Here is a 14,426-nt window from a genome sequence, read left to right on the forward strand (position 1 = left end):
GGAGGAGACCGTTGCCCTCGAGACATGACTTCGCGACCTGGGAGCCGTTGCTGCGGCTCGTGCAGTCCTCCAACGCGGAGCAACTTGCCGTGCCGGGCGGCCATGTGACGGGCCAGATCAGCCACGGCAGTTGGAGTGTGCCCGTGTGCCAGCCCCTCCCCCTGCCAGGACGTGCCGCCCAGGTCGATGACATGCAGGACGAGTTCACCGCAGTGGAGCGCGTGCAGAGCGCGCTCAAGGCCGACGGCGTGGACACCGTCTCCTTCATGGTGGAGAGCGCGCCGGACGGGAAGACTGTGCTCAGCGTGTTCGACGCGGGTCCGGCCGTGGAGCCGGGCTTCGGCAGTCCCTACCTGGGTGCGCTGCTCCTGATCGAGGGAGCCGTCCCCGAGCCCTGGCGCCGCCTTCCCGAACCGGCGCCCGCCACGGGGCCGTCGGCGTCGGTGGACCTGGCGCTGCTGGAGCGGACACTCCGCGAGCGGATGCCCGACGCCATCGGAGCGACGGAGGCAGAGATCGCCGAGGCGGAGGCGCGTCTCGGCATCGCGCTGCCCGAGGAGCTCAAGGTGCTCTTCCGGGTGACACGTGCGCGGGGGGAGGACGGGGAGGGAGCCTACGAGGCGATGGAGCGCATCGGCCACGCGGTCGGCTGCGAACTCTTCGCACTGGACCGGCTGTATGTCGCGGATGTGAAGTCCCGTCCCTGCCCCTGGCGGTTCGCGGCGATGGACGCGGTCGTCACGGCTCCGGACGCCGCGGTACAGGATCTGGTCGGCTCTCCCGGCTGGATAGTCTTCGGCGACAACGGTGGAGGCGACCGGGTGGCGGTCGATCTGACACCGGGGCCGAGCGGGCACGTCGGGCAGATCATCATGCTCGACCACGAGCGGAACATCGGTGCCGAACTGCGCGCCGACTCCCTGACCGACATGGTGGTGAACCGCCGCAACGACTGGTACTCGGGACGTGCCTGGGACCATCCGCCGGTGGTGGCCAGGGTGAATGTCCGAAGCCTGGACAGCGTGGAGGCCGCCGCGCACCCCGATCTGGAGGTGCTCGGCATCGGCGTATGGGAGGGCGAGCCGCTCAGCCTCGAGCCGGTCGTCGGTCTGCCTCGGCTGCGGACCCTCAGCGCCTACCCGGGTACGCTCGCCGACCCCGCTGAGATCGCCCGGCTGACCGGCCTCGAGTACCTGGAGCTCGGGCCCGAGGAGTGGCGCGCCCTCCTCGACGCCGACGCCGTCCCACGGGGCCTTTCGGCCGCCGCCATCGAGGTGCAGGGCGAACGGCACCCGCTCCCGATCGTGGCGCTCGCCAACGAACTCCTCGCCCTGTGGGGCCGCCCGCTGATCACCAGGACCGTCCTCGAAGGCCGCCTGGGCACCGAGGGGTAGCCAGTGCGCCGCCCCGGCCGGTCGATCACCTTTCGGCCAACGGGGTCCGTAGGGTAACCCCTCGCGGACCCGTTCTCGTGTCTCATTCCGAGGTGATCATGACAGGTGCTGGTGGAGAATTCTCCTGGATTTTCGAACTGGAGGAGGATTACATTGTCCCGACGATTTCCCTCATCGAGGCAGTCGATCGTGACGATGTGATCCGGCGCCTGGGTGGAGATTTGGCTGCGACGCGGAGCCTGACGGCTCTGGAGGCGCTGGAGTTGGCCGACGATTCCGAATTCGCGGGTGTCGGGCAAACGGGAAATATTGCCTACACAATCGAAAGCATCGGATACGTCGCAGCGGTTCCCGGGGCTTTACGTGACTTGTCGCGAGGTGGCCGATGTTTCAGCGTGCGTTTCGATGTGAATGGAGCCGACAGCGTCCACTATGCGGTCGACGGCGACCTGGTCGTGTACGAAGAGTACGACGGGTCAGTGAATGCGCTTCGCGCTGATGACCCTCGTTGGAGGGCCTCCTGGTGTGACGGGCTTCTCGATGCGGAGGGCCTGTGGGGTGCGAACATCCTTGCTCTTGCGGAGAAGGTCATGGGAACATCGGTTCGGCGGTCCTGGTTCAGCGAGCCCCTGATGACGGTCGAACTCCCGTCCGCTACACGGTACGTGGGCACACCGTACTGGGACATCCCCTGATGGGGGTTGATCGGGTGATTTGGAAACAAGCCCTGACCAAGAGGCAATAGGTTCGGTTCGTAAGCCGCGCGGAGGGGTGCAAATGGAGTGGGTTGATCGTCTGGTGGCGGTGACGGGTTGGAGCGCCGAGCCCGGCGACCCCGACTGGTCCGGCACCGAAAGTGCCCTGGGTACTCCTCTGCCGGCTGACTTCAAGGAATTGCGCCGCCGCTTCGCGCCATGGGGTGCCTTCAGTGACCATGTTCTGGTGCTGGCGGCGCAAGGAGACACGGAATCGGTTCTCTCGAATCACGAGTCGCTGCTCAGGTCCGTGCGCGGCAACCCCGAAAACCGGCGGGTTTTCGAACCGTTCGGGGTTCTCGGCGTGGACGCTGAGCACAAGGGAAGCGGTCTTGTCCAGTGGGGTTATTCCTTCATCGAGGAGGAGTGCTTCTGGCTGGCCGACGCCTCTCAGGAGCCGTCGAGCTGGCCCGTGGTGGCGCGAGTGGATCCGTTGGAGCCCTTCCAGCGTTTCGACATGACCGCCTCGGAGTTCGTCTACCGGGTGCTCACCGAGGAGCATTTCTCTCCATTCAGCGTTGCGGCGACGGTCGGGACGCCGTACTACCGATCCTTCTGAGCGGTCCGGCATCGACGGAATATGCTCCGGCACAACGGCAAAGGCACATACCTTCGAAGATCTGAAGAATCTGCTCGGGGAGCCAGCGCTTCATGTCGTCCGCCCCGGCATGTTCTGCGGATCGGGCTGAGCGTGGTCAAACGCAGCGACGACACGATGGGCTTCACGGTGCTGCCGAAGAGGTGGCTGGTCGAGCGAACGTTCGCGTGGCTGATGCGCTCACGCCGACTCGCCCGTGACTACGAAGGCCGCACCGACACCTCGGAAGCGATGACCCGGTGGTCGATGAGCATGGTCATGAGCCGCCGACTCGCCCGGCGAACACGCTGATTCCACCCTATTCAGGTTCAGGACAGGGGTTCGTAGAACGGACGGTCAGGCGCGAGGTTGCGCGAACACACCGTCACGTCCTCACCTCTGAGATACGCCAGCAGCCATTCAATGAACGTCATCTCATGGAGAGTCCAAGCCGGACTGTCAAGCTCCTGAACCAGGATACGCCAGGGCGATGAGGGTCCATCTGGAACACGAAGGAAAACCCATTCTCCCGTCGTCGCCGACGCCACCGGCATCAACTCCCCGGGACCCGCTCCTGCCGGACTGGGCAGGAACTCTGCCATGTCCTCCTCCCGCCACATCTCGAGATCCCCCCTGATGGTTTCTCCTAGGCTGTGCAGAAGATGGCCGGCGGGGTGCTCCAGGTACAGCTGCCCGTTGATCTCGATCGAGCCGTAGGCGTTCACTATCTCGCGGAAGTCGGCAGGGAATTCGATGCCGAACTCCCGCTCCATCTCGATCCATGGCGCCGGATCCGACCAGTTGAACCAGGGCTCACCCAACAGGGCCTTGACCTCCGAAAGCGTTGCCACCACCGAGCCCCTTCTCCCAGGTTCCGGGCGTCCCGGCCGGAACCCCGCCCCGGTAGCCTACGAGCCACCGAGCTGCCCGGCGACCATGCTGAACGCCCCCGGGCGCTCCTCGGCCAGCCGGCCTCGCGCGACCAGGCGCTTCGCCTTCGACCGCACCCCCTCGACCTTCGCAGGGACCGCGTCCAGCCCGAGCGCCACTGCCAGCTGCCGACAGTCCATCGTCTCCCCACCCCCGGTCCCGCCAGCCAGGACATCCACGAGTCGGCGGTAGTCCGGCGCAAGCACACCGACATCGAGGCCGTCTCTCCACACCGGCACGACCGATCCCGGCACAGCCGCAGCGGTCCGCACCGGCCGCTCGCTTGCCACGACCGGCGGCACCTCATTGCCTCCGCGCGCCTCAGTTAGTACCAGTCCGACCGTCTCCCGGGCGATCACGAACCGCTCCCACACGGCTTCCGCCTCGCGCAGCTCGGCCTGAAGAGCTTCCACCCGCTGCCGAGCGGCACGCTCGCGCTCCTGCAACAGCCCCACTACAGACGGCATCCCGACACCTCCACCGCACAGACGACATGGCACTTCGTTTCTGCCGCCGGCGTCACGGCTCTATGCCTCACCAGCGGGAACACACCCGCCACTCCCGGAAAGACAACGGCTTCTTAGCCCGGCTTCTGTCAAGGCCCGCCGGCCCGTGTGTCGGGCCGTGAAGCGTCTCAAGGTTCATGCTGCTCCGAAGGAATGGAGCAGGAGCGTGGGTACTCGTTGCGAATGCGCCGCGTTCATGTCCGAGAGGTGGAGAAAGGGGTGGATCACCTGGAGCAGGGATTCGCCGGGCGCTTGGACAACGAGCGGTATCAGGAGGAGGTCAACCCTGGGGTGCTGTGCAGCCTCGGCGAGGACTGGCAGATGGTGAACGTCCTCCTCACGTGTGATGAGGACTTCCCGCCGACGGGGGCCGAGTGCCTGCCGGTCCTCGGCGGGGAACACGTCGCGCCTCTGGGCGAGCACGTCGACCTGCTGCTCGAGAGCCCCGAGAGGGTGAGGGCCGCGTATGAGTTCCTCGACGGCGTCGACGACCAGGACCTGCTCCGCCGGCACCGGTCCCAACTGGACGGCAGGGTGGTCGGCACGGCGCCGGACTGGATGGTCGAGGGCCTCTTGGGACGCATGGCGTACTTCGCCGGTTCTACCAGAGGGCCGCCGCCGCGAACGAGGTCCGTGGCCAAGCAGGTCTACGCCTGATGCGCAGCGGGGAGCGCTGATCACCCGGGCCGTCGTCGAAGGTTCGCTCGGCGAGTGAAGTGCCGGGTAGGTACCGGGTAGGGGAGGTCAGCGCGGATGTGCGGAGCGCGTTGCAGGTTGCGAGGAATGTCACGTTAGTCCGCTGGTTTGACCGTCGTCTGTTTGTGCGACTAAAGCTTTCCTGGTCAGGGCGGGGTGCGTCGGTTCACACCGGGCCGGGAGGTACATGAGACCGCCGAGCGCCTGGGGCCGTCCGGGCCACCCGTACGATTCATCGGCCCGCCGCACCGCACAGTGCCGCGCAGCGCCGTTCAGCCAGGGAGGACGGTCTGCCGTGGGTCGGCAAGCACCGCGTCGGCGCAGATCGGTCCCATCCGGCGATCGCGGCCGAAGACGCCGCGCGCGTGCCGGCAGCAGACACGCGGGCAACGGCGGTGCGGCACGCGGGGTGTTGATCGGCGCATTCCTTTGCGCCATGCTGGGCGGGGGAGTAGCCGTCGCGCACTGGCAGGACACGCAGGCCGAGTCGGTGGCCGAGGACACCACCTCCCCCCTGACGGCCCGGCCGGGCTCTTCCGGCAGCGCGTCCCCGAGCAGCAGTCCCAGCCCGTCCCTCAAGAGCAGCCCGTCCCCGAAGGCCGCTGCTTCCACGTCGCCGTCACCGTCGTCCTCCCCGGAGGACGACACTGTCGACGTTCCCGCCACCGGCCCCGGTACGTTCACGACGGCCCGCACCGACGGGGCGGCCATCGGCAGCGGAAGCCGGGTGGTGCGCTACAGGGTGATGGTCGAGGACGGCATCGACATCCGGGCCGCCGACGCCGCCGCCGAGGTTTCCTCGATCCTCGCTGACGAGAGGGGCTGGACCCGCAGCGGTACGCACTCGTTCCGGCTGGTGAGCTCCGGGTTCTACGACCTGGCGGTGAAGATTGCCACGCCCGGCACGGTCGACCGGATATGCGGGGCCGCCGGTCTCCAGACCAGGGGTGAGGTGAACTGCCGGGTCGGGGAGAACGTGGTCGTCAACCTCAAGCGCTGGGTGCTGGGTTCGCCGGAGTTCGACGGGCCGATCGGCGACTACCGCGCGCTGATCATCAACCACGAGGTCGGCCACGGCATCGGCCGGGGCCACGAGACCTGCCCGGGGCCGGGCGAGCCCGCCCCGGCGATGATGCAGCAGATCAAGGGCCTGAAGGGTTGCGTCGCCAACGCATGGCCCTACAACCGGTCCGGCGCGTACCTGGGCGGCCCAGCGGTCCCGTGACCCGCGGACACGGCGCCGGTGAGTCGGTTCTCGCTCTCAGGAGCGAGTCTGTCGCGCCTGGGCGCTGTGCCTCGTGCAGGGTGACTGATCCGCCCGGCCGGTGGCGGCCCTGGCCGACCCCGATACGTACCTTCCTTGCGATCAACGGAATGAAGGAGGTCACCGATGCCCTGGAGGCATGAATTCCCGACCTGGGAGCCGTTGCTGCGGCTCGGGCAGTCCTCCAACGCGGAGCAGCTCGCCGTGCCGGGAGGCTATGTGACGGGCCAGATCGGGCACGGCGGCTGGAGTGTTGCCCGTGCAGCAGCTCCGCCTGGCAGAAGGGCTCCTCCGGCTGGAAGGCGCAGTTCTTCACGAGCGCCGACAGGGTCGGGTCGAACGGCGTCGTCCCCGGCTCGACGCGCAAGCAGAGCACGGACACCACGCCGTCGGGCACATACACGATCACCGAGGGCTTCGGCGTAGCGGCCGGCGGCACCGCTATGCCGTACACGAAGGTCAGCGACAGCCACTGGTGGGTCCGAGATCCGAAGTCGAAGTTCTACAACTCCACGCATACCGAGCCAGGGCGCGCAGACTTCCCGCTCACCGAGTCCGGCGAACGTGGCAGCGAACACCCCGCCAACTACGCGACGCAGTACGCCAAGGCGTTCGTCATCGAACTCAACCGCTGACCCGCCATGCCCGGCCGCGGTGCCGGGATCTTCCTTCATGTCAACGGCAAGGACCCTACTGCCGGTTGCGTGTCCGATCCAAGCGCGACGATGGACCGGTTCATCGGCTGGGTCGCGCCATCGGCGCAACTGCGTATCGCCATCGGGTGAGCCGGGAGCAGGCGGAGTGACTGGTGTCACATCCGCTGCCCGTGATGTACGCCCCGCGCAGGTCGCTGGGATCTATATGGATCTGGACTTCAAAGAGTTGCCCGGCGCGTCCGGCATGCGCGTGTACGTGAACACGGTCGTGGGCGGCCTGGCGGCCCGCGGTCGACTTCCTTTCGACTATTCCGTCACCAGCCTGCGCCTCGTCGACTTCATCATCGACGGCGCGCGACGCGGCAGTTCCGACCGTGTGGTGCGGCCGATCGGTCTCCTGCAGAACCTCGGCGCGTACACAGGTGAGGTCATCGTCCGCAGGGCCGGCGCGCAGTGGGTGGATCTGAGCCCTCAGCAGCGGGAACTGTTCGGGCAGCCCGTCGGCGTCCGGATGCCTGACGGGCGGGTGTGGAATCCACTGGGGAAGGTGGTCAATCGCTTCGAGACAGGCGGGCCCGAGGAGTCGGTCCAGCGGTTCTACCTGATGCTGCACGGCCGTCGGACCGTCACAACGGCCCGAAGATCCTGCCCCGTGTGACGTTTTCGTGTCGGTGTACGCAGATCTCAAGGGGGCTCGCCCTGCGACACGGGCACGGTGTGCGGTGCCGAGGCAGCACGAAGAGGGAAGCGTGGGGGAGTACGACGCGGAGCTGGGCACGGCTGTCGAGCGTGCGCAGCGCGGCGACGAGGACGCGTTCGCGACGGCATACCGGCTGGTGCAGCCAGGACTCCTCGGTTACCTGCGCGGGCTGGTCGGCGACGAGGCCGAGGACGTGGCCGGGGAGGCGTGGCTGGAGATCGCCCGCGACATCGGCCGGTTCCGCGGCGACGGCGCGGGGTTCCGGGGCTGGACGGCGACCATCGCCCGGCACCGGGCACTGGACCACCTGCGAAGACAACGGCGGCGCCCGCAGATCTCGGTGATCGAGGCGGACGTGCTCGAGGTGCCGGACGTGAAGGACACCGAATCGGCGGTGTTGGAGACCTTCTCCACCCGCCAGGCGCTGGACCTGATCGGCGGCCTTCCGCGCGATCAGGCCGAGGCCGTACTGCTACGGGTCGTCGTGGGTCTGGACGGCGTCTCGGCCGCGCGCGTGCTAGGCAAGCGCCCCGGCGCAGTACGATCCGCAGCACACCGCGGACTCAAGAGGCTGGCGGGACGAGCGATGAGCCGCCGCGAAGGATGAGCATGGCACCGGAACGGGAAGACCCCACAACCCCAGAATTGACCGCACTCCTGAAGTCGGCGGCCCGCGGCGGTGAACTCGACCCCGCGGCGCATCAGCAGGCGCTCAGGGCCTTCCGTGCTGCGCGGGACGACGGCAGCCTGTTCGATCGTGCTGTGGACGTGCGGCCCCAGGACGACTGGCGGGCTGCCGAACGGCGCCCTCTCGCGGCCGGTCCCTTCCGCATGCCCTCGCTCAAGGTGCTGCTCGCGGCGGCGGTCGCCGCCCTCGCTCTGGGAGGCGTGGCCGTCGCGGCCGGGACAGGGGTGATTCCCTCACCCTTCGAGCGCGGCGGTGGCGCGCGGCAGGACGCGCCCACGACACAGCAGCCAAGTGACCCACCGTCCCGGACAGTTGCACCGGAGGGTCGGCTGCCCGCGCCACCATATCCCGATCCGTCGGTGGGCCGCTCGCGACACCCGGGCCCGGGGCCCGATGCCGAGCACGCTGACACGCGCGCCCATTGCAAGGTGTACCTGCGTGCAGTGGAACGCCAAGGCACCGCGCCTCGCGGCCGGTCCATGGCGCGCCTCGAGGAGAAAGCCGGCGGCGCGGCGGAGGTCCCCGCTTACTGTGCCCGGCTGACGGGAGACACGGCCAAACCGGCAGGGCCGGACAAGGGCAAGTCTGCGGATGCCGCGAAGAAGAACGAAGGAGCGCCGGGGCAGTCGCTTGACAACGGGTCGCAGCAGGACCGCCAGGCGCCGAAGAGGATCGAGGACGAAGAGGAATGACGGTGCCCGTGCGAGCAGCACGGAGGACAAGCCCGGCCGGGCCCGGACATGAAGGACGACCGGGGCCGCCACCCCACACGGCATGCAGGGCCTCCTGTGCCGGGCTTCCCGGAACACCGACGCGGTGCGAGGCGACGTTCCGGGTCATCAGCGGTGCCGAAGGTATGCAGAGCCACTTCACGCAGCAGGGTGTATGAGGCCACGCCACCGGTGCCGGCGATCGCCTCCCGCCGTTCGGCGGTGTACCACGCGGAAACCCTCCGATACTGGTCGGCGGTGTCCACGCTGATGCCACGCCCCCGGACGAAGTCCTCCAGGGCCTGACGCGTGTTGGCCGCACCACCCGTTGACCCCATCGGCACCTGCGCCAAGACGAGGTCGCCCTTGGACAGCCTTGCGGCGCACACCGCTGCCACGCCAACTGCCTCGGCAGGTCGAGCTGATCTCACGGTGCCGCCCGGGCCCGCATCGCCGACGGTACGGATCTCAGAGGGTCCGCATGAATTGACCGGGCAGCCGGGGACTCCCTCGGCCGTGAGGGGGTCGCCGCTGCTGCTCTATGCGTTCACGCTCCGATTCCGGGAACGACAGAACCGCCAGGACACAGAGTCACCGAAGAGACGCCTGCGCCATACATCGTCATTTAGTACCCGACGGAGGGGAAAGAGTGACGACCCACCTGACCGTGTGCGTTTCGGTGTGGCGTCCGCCACATTCAGGCAGGTCACGCGCGGTGGACGCAAAGGACCCTGATCTGCATTCCTGCAGGTCAGGGTCCTGATCCGAAGTGCCCCCGGCAGGATTCGAACCTGCGCACACGGCTCCGGAGGCCGTTGCTCTATCCCCTGAGCTACGGGGGCGTGTCCGTCGCGTTCGGTGTTGCTCGCGGCGACGGGTAGAACACTACCAGCTCCCCCGGAGTGGTCATGAACGGGTTTTCGCGGGTCGTGGGGCCTGTCGGGGCACACGCGCGGGGCGTTGTCCCCCGCAGGGGTGGAAGTGGGGAAAAGCCGGACGCGGTGGCCGGTCCGGACCTACTCTCGAGTGGTGCCTAGGGCGTCCGGCCGGGTTCTTGTTGTGGACGACAACAAGGTCATCCGGCAGCTGATCAGGGTCAATCTCGAGCTGGAGGGCTTCGAGGTCGTGACCGCGGGCGATGGTGTCGAGTGTCTGGATGTCGTCCATCAGGTGCGGCCCGACGTCGTCACGCTGGACGTGGTCATGCCCCGCCTGGACGGGCTCCGGACCGCCGCGCGGCTGCGTGCCGATCCGCGTACCCAGGAGCTTCCGATCGCGATCGTGAGTGCCTGTACGCGGTACGAGGTCGACGCGGGGTTCGCCGCCGGGGTCGACGCCTTCCTCTCCAAGCCCTTCGAGCCGGCCGAGCTCGTGAGACTCGTACGGCAGTTGGCCGAGCGGACCGTCACGGGGGTCGGGGTGGCGGGTGGTGACGGGGCCGCCTCGTCCCCCCGCGCGGGGGAGAGCGAGTCGTCCGCTCAGGCGTGATCGCCCTGCCATCCCCCTCTGGCCTCACCCGTCCATATCCCGGGACTCCCCGAAACCGGTTGGCCTCCCCACCCCCCTCCTCCCATACGCTTGACCCGTGACCCCCGTAGAGCTCTCCCGTACCGTGCTGCGCGCGGTGCGTCGCGCTGTCGACGGCGGGGAGCTGGACGTGGACGTGCCGGTGCGGGTCGGGGTGGGTCCGCCGGGGCCCGGCGGGTGTGGTGACTACGCCACCGGTATCGCCCTGCAGCTGGCCCGGCCGGCCGGGCAGCCGCCGTACCGGGTCGCCGAGGTGCTGCGGGTGCATCTCGCCGCCGTCGACGGCATCGCCGACGTCGTCCTCACCGGGCCCGGGTTTCTCAACATCAGCCTCCACCGCACCGCCCCGGCCGAGCTGGTCGCCGAGGTGCTGCGGCGCGGGCCACGGTACGGCTACGTCGACCGTAAAGACGGAGACGGAGACGGAGACGGACACGGAGACCGCGACCGCCGCGTCGTGCAGCTGCACTGCGCCCACCACCCCCGCGCCGTCGTCGTCGCCGACGCCACCGCCCGCATCCTGCGCTCCCAGGGCGCCCTCGTCCGCACCAGCTGTGCCGCGCCGCTCGCGGCGGAATGGAGCGCCGTCCTCGGTGTGCGCGTCGACGCCGACGGGACCGCGACCGAAGGGCTGTCCGTCGAGGTCAGGCCCGTGCCCGCGCCGGGCGATCCCCTTGCGCTCGGGCGGGACGCCGGCCGCTGGGCGCTGCTCCACCCCGCCGCCCACGACCGGCCCCGGATCGACGGCGAGCACCTGGTCCAGCGCGAGAGCAACCCCCTCTTCCGCGTGCGGTACGCCCACGCCCGGACCCGCGCCCTCGCCCGCAACGCCGCCGACCTCGGCTTTGCCGCCGAGCCGGGGCCTGTGGAGGCCGCGGGCGCGATATACGTCCTGCTCGCCGACCACCCCCGCGTACTCGCCGCCGCCGCGGCCCACCGCGCTCCCGACCGCCTCGCCCGGCACCTCGTCACCGTCGCCGATGCCGTGCTGCCCTTCCTGCCCACTGTGCTGCCGCGCGGTGGGGAGAAACCCTCGGCCGCCCACCGTGCCCGGCTCGCCCTCGCCGAAGCCGCCGGGACGGTGCTGGCCGGCGGCCTGACCCTGCTCGGTATCGACGCACCCGACCACCTGTGAAGCCAGCGAGAGAGCCAGCGAAGAAATGAGCCGTTCCGCACACCCCGCCGGGCCCCGTCACGCCGATGTCCTCACCGAGGGGCGTTACGCAGCAAACACAGCTCCGCCCGCCGACCTCAACGCCCTCGACCCCAAGGTGTGGGCCCACACCGTCGGGCGGGACGCGGACGGGGCCGTCACCGTCGGGGGGATCGCCGTCACCCAGCTCGCCGAGGAGTACGGCACCCCCGCCTACATCCTCGACGAGACCGACTTCCGGGAGCGGGCGCGGGCCTGGCGTACCGCCTTCGGGACCGACGCCGACGTCTTCTACGCCGGCAAGGCCTTCCTGTCGCGCGCCGTCGTGCGGTGGCTGGACGAGGAGGGGCTCAATCTTGATGTGTGCTCCGGTGGCGAGCTGGCCACCGCGCTGTCCGCGGGCATGCCCGCCGAGCGCATCGCCTTCCACGGCAACAACAAGTCGCCGGAGGAGATCGAGCGGGCCGTCGCCGCGGGCGTCGGGCGGATCGTGCTCGACTCCTTCCAGGAGATCGTGCGCGTCGCCCACACCGCCGAGTCGCTGGGCAGGCGGCAGCGGGTGCAGATCCGTATCACCGTCGGCGTCGAGGCACACACGCACGAGTTCATCGCCACCGCCCACGAGGACCAGAAGTTCGGCATTCCGCTCGCCGGCGGGCAGGCCGCGGAGGCCGTGCGGCGGGCCCTCCAGCTCGACGGGATCGAGCTGATCGGGATCCACTCCCACATCGGGTCGCAGATCTTCGACATGTCCGGGTTCGAGGTCGCCGCGCACCGGGTCGTCGGGCTGCTCAAGGACATCCGAGACGAGCACGGGGTCGAGCTGCCCGAGATTGACTTGGGGGGCGGGCTCGGGATCGCCTACACGAGCGACGACGACCCCCGCGAGCCGCACGAGATCGCGAAGGCGCTGACCGAGATCGTCACGCGGGAGTGCGAGAGCGCCCGGCTGCGGACGCCGCGCATCTCCGTCGAGCCCGGGCGGGCCATCGTGGGCCCGACCGCCTTCACGCTCTACGAGGTCGGCACCGTCAAGCCCCTCGACGGGCTGCGGACGTATGTCTCCGTGGACGGGGGGATGTCGGACAACATCCGCACCGCGCTGTACGACGCCGAGTACAGCGTCGCCCTCGCCTCCCGCACCTCCGACGCCGAGCCGATGCTGGCGCGCGTCGTCGGCAAGCACTGCGAGAGCGGGGACATCGTGGTCAAGGACGCCTTCCTGCCGGGCGACCTGGCACCCGGTGACCTGATCGCCGTACCCGCGACGGGCGCGTACTGCCGTTCCATGGCCAGCAACTACAACCACGTGCTGCGCCCGCCCGTCGTCTCCGTGCGGGACGGCGAGGCGCGGGTCATCGTGCGGCGGGAGACCGAGGAGGACCTGCTGCGTCTCGACGTCGGGTGACGGCGAGGGCCGGGGAAAGCGCGAGGCGGGCGCGGGCGAAGATCTTTCGTTCCGCACTCGTCCGAAAATGAAATAAACGTCTCACGATCCGGACGAAAGGCAGAAAATACCGTCCGGTGCGTGAGACTGGTCCAACCGTAGACGGTATGAGGAAACGAGGTCGGATGATGCGTACGCGTCCGCTGAAGGTGGCGCTGCTGGGCTGTGGTGTGGTCGGCTCAGAGGTGGCGCGCATCATGACGACGCACGCCGACGACCTCGCCGCCCGCATCGGGGCACCGGTGGAGCTCGCGGGCGTTGCCGTACGGCGACCGGACCGGGTGCGCGAGGGCATCGACCCCGCCCTCGTCACCACCGACGCCACCGCCCTGGTCAAGCGCGGGGACATCGACGTCGTCGTAGAGGTCATCGGCGGCATCGAGCCCGCCCGGACCCTCATCACCACCGCCTTCGAGCACGGCGCCTCCGTCGTCTCCGCCAACAAGGCCCTGCTCGCCCAGGACGGCGCGGCCCTGCACGCCGCGGCCGGCGAGCACGACAAGGACCTCTACTACGAGGCCGCCGTCGCCGGTGCCATCCCGCTGATCCGGCCGCTGCGCGAGTCGCTCGCCGGTGACAAGGTCAACCGGGTGCTCGGCATCGTCAACGGGACGACCAACTTCATCCTCGACGCCATGGACACCACCGGGGCGGGCTACCAGGAAGCGCTCGACGAGGCCACCGCCCTCGGGTACGCCGAGGCCGACCCGACCGCAGATGTCGAGGGCTTCGACGCCGCCGCCAAGGCCGCCATCCTCGCCGGGATCGCCTTCCACACACGCGTGCGCCTCGACGACGTCTACCGCGAGGGCATGACCGAGGTCACCGCCGCCGACTTCGCCTCCGCCAAGGAGATGGGCTGCACCATCAAGCTCCTCGCGATCTGCGAGCGGGCCGCGGACGGGGCGTCGGTCACCGCGCGCGTGCATCCCGCGATGATCCCGCTCAGCCACCCGCTGGCCAGCGTGCGCGGTGCCTACAACGCCGTCTTCGTGGAGTCCGACGCCGCGGGGCAGCTCATGTTCTACGGGCCCGGCGCCGGCGGTTCACCGACCGCGTCCGCCGTACTCGGCGATCTCGTCGCCGTCTGCCGCAACCGGCTGGGCGGGGCGACCGGACCCGGCGAGTCCGCGTACGCCGCGCTGCCCGTCTCGCCGATGGGCGAGGTCGTCACGCGCTACCACATCAGCCTCGACGTGGCCGACAAACCGGGCGTGCTCGCCCAGGTCGCGACCGTGTTCGCGGAGCACGGTGTCTCCATCGACACCGTGCGGCAGTCCGGCAAGGACGGCGAGGCATCCCTCGTCGTCGTCACCCACCGTGCGTCCGACGCCGCCCTCGGCGGTACGGTCGAGGCGCTGCGCAACCTCGACACCGTGCGGGGTGTCGCCAGCATCATGCGGGTTGAAGGAGAGTAACCAGC

General features: G+C 69.3%; 16 protein-coding genes and 1 tRNA gene. 14 read left to right on the forward strand and 3 right to left on the reverse strand.

Translation table 11 applies throughout. The features are described 5' to 3' along the window. Positions 1-11: 11 nt before the first annotated feature. The 4 genes from ACFWR9_RS17055 to ACFWR9_RS17070 all read left to right on the forward strand — a co-directional run bounded on the left by ACFWR9_RS17055 (position 12) and on the right by ACFWR9_RS17070 (position 3,038). Positions 12-1,394: an SMI1/KNR4 family protein gene (locus tag ACFWR9_RS17055; protein WP_383842219.1), complete on the forward strand. Its 1,383-nt coding sequence runs from the start codon at positions 12-14 to the stop codon at positions 1,392-1,394. A 92-nt stretch (positions 1,395-1,486) separates the two neighbouring features. Next, entirely contained in the window at positions 1,487-2,089 is a 603-nt protein-coding gene (locus ACFWR9_RS17060; RefSeq protein ID WP_383842222.1) for a DUF6461 domain-containing protein, read from the forward strand. Positions 2,090-2,171: 82 nt separating this feature from the next. Continuing rightward, positions 2,172-2,708 (forward strand): hypothetical protein, encoded by a 537-nt coding sequence (locus ACFWR9_RS17065; RefSeq protein ID WP_383842225.1) that lies wholly within the window; start codon positions 2,172-2,174, stop codon positions 2,706-2,708. 21 nt (positions 2,709-2,729) lie between these two features. Then, on the forward strand, positions 2,730-3,038 hold the full coding sequence (locus tag ACFWR9_RS17070) for a transposase (RefSeq protein ID WP_383842228.1): 309 nt from the start codon (positions 2,730-2,732) through the stop codon (positions 3,036-3,038). A 17-nt stretch (positions 3,039-3,055) separates the two neighbouring features. Here ACFWR9_RS17070 and ACFWR9_RS17075 read toward each other — a convergent pair whose 3' ends face one another. Together ACFWR9_RS17075 and ACFWR9_RS17080 are read right to left on the reverse strand one after the other, a co-directional pair. After that, complete coding sequence (locus ACFWR9_RS17075) at positions 3,056-3,580, reverse strand: SMI1/KNR4 family protein (RefSeq protein ID WP_383842231.1); 525 nt, start codon at positions 3,578-3,580, stop codon at positions 3,056-3,058. Between the two features lie 54 nt (positions 3,581-3,634). Further along, positions 3,635-4,123 (reverse strand): hypothetical protein, encoded by a 489-nt coding sequence (locus tag ACFWR9_RS17080; RefSeq protein WP_383842234.1) that lies wholly within the window; start codon positions 4,121-4,123, stop codon positions 3,635-3,637. Positions 4,124-4,381: 258 nt separating this feature from the next. Here ACFWR9_RS17080 and ACFWR9_RS17085 point away from each other — a divergent pair, with 258 nt between their 5' ends. The 6 genes from ACFWR9_RS17085 to ACFWR9_RS17110 all read left to right on the forward strand — a co-directional run bounded on the left by ACFWR9_RS17085 (position 4,382) and on the right by ACFWR9_RS17110 (position 8,858). Next, positions 4,382-4,819, forward strand: a complete 438-nt coding sequence (locus ACFWR9_RS17085) for a hypothetical protein (protein WP_383842237.1) — start codon at positions 4,382-4,384, stop codon at positions 4,817-4,819. A 475-nt stretch (positions 4,820-5,294) separates the two neighbouring features. Next, entirely contained in the window at positions 5,295-6,083 is a 789-nt protein-coding gene (locus tag ACFWR9_RS17090; RefSeq protein WP_383842240.1) for a DUF3152 domain-containing protein, read from the forward strand. Between the two features lie 482 nt (positions 6,084-6,565). After that, positions 6,566-6,757 (forward strand): hypothetical protein, encoded by a 192-nt coding sequence (locus ACFWR9_RS17095; protein ID WP_383842243.1) that lies wholly within the window; start codon positions 6,566-6,568, stop codon positions 6,755-6,757. 226 nt (positions 6,758-6,983) lie between these two features. Continuing rightward, positions 6,984-7,436: a hypothetical protein gene (locus ACFWR9_RS17100; RefSeq protein WP_383842246.1), complete on the forward strand. Its 453-nt coding sequence runs from the start codon at positions 6,984-6,986 to the stop codon at positions 7,434-7,436. 91 nt (positions 7,437-7,527) lie between these two features. Continuing rightward, entirely contained in the window at positions 7,528-8,085 is a 558-nt protein-coding gene (locus ACFWR9_RS17105; RefSeq protein ID WP_383842249.1) for an RNA polymerase sigma factor, read from the forward strand. A gap of 38 nt (positions 8,086-8,123) precedes the next feature. Next, entirely contained in the window at positions 8,124-8,858 is a 735-nt protein-coding gene (locus ACFWR9_RS17110) for a hypothetical protein (protein ID WP_383842252.1), read from the forward strand. Positions 8,859-9,646: 788 nt separating this feature from the next. Here ACFWR9_RS17110 and ACFWR9_RS17115 read toward each other — a convergent pair. After that, positions 9,647-9,718, reverse strand: a tRNA-Arg gene (locus ACFWR9_RS17115). Between the two features lie 187 nt (positions 9,719-9,905). Between ACFWR9_RS17115 and ACFWR9_RS17120 the strand changes: the two genes are divergently transcribed. From ACFWR9_RS17120 to ACFWR9_RS17135, 4 genes are all read left to right on the forward strand, one after another. After that, the gene (locus tag ACFWR9_RS17120; protein WP_383842255.1) at positions 9,906-10,364 is read left to right on the forward strand and encodes a response regulator; all 459 of its coding nucleotides are present in this window, start codon (positions 9,906-9,908) and stop codon (positions 10,362-10,364) included. Positions 10,365-10,461: 97 nt separating this feature from the next. Continuing rightward, positions 10,462-11,538 (forward strand): ArgS-related anticodon-binding protein NrtL, encoded by a 1,077-nt coding sequence (nrtL, locus tag ACFWR9_RS17125; RefSeq protein WP_383842258.1) that lies wholly within the window; start codon positions 10,462-10,464, stop codon positions 11,536-11,538. Positions 11,539-11,563: 25 nt separating this feature from the next. Next, on the forward strand, positions 11,564-12,964 hold the full coding sequence (gene lysA, locus ACFWR9_RS17130; RefSeq protein ID WP_383842261.1) for a diaminopimelate decarboxylase: 1,401 nt from the start codon (positions 11,564-11,566) through the stop codon (positions 12,962-12,964). 164 nt (positions 12,965-13,128) lie between these two features. Further along, a complete protein-coding gene (locus tag ACFWR9_RS17135; protein ID WP_383842263.1) occupies positions 13,129-14,421 on the forward strand; it encodes a homoserine dehydrogenase in 1,293 nt (430 codons plus the stop codon). Positions 14,422-14,426: the final 5 nt, after the last annotated feature.

The organism is Streptomyces sp. NPDC058534, assembly GCF_042717365.1.
Taxonomy (GTDB): domain Bacteria; phylum Actinomycetota; class Actinomycetes; order Streptomycetales; family Streptomycetaceae; genus Streptomyces.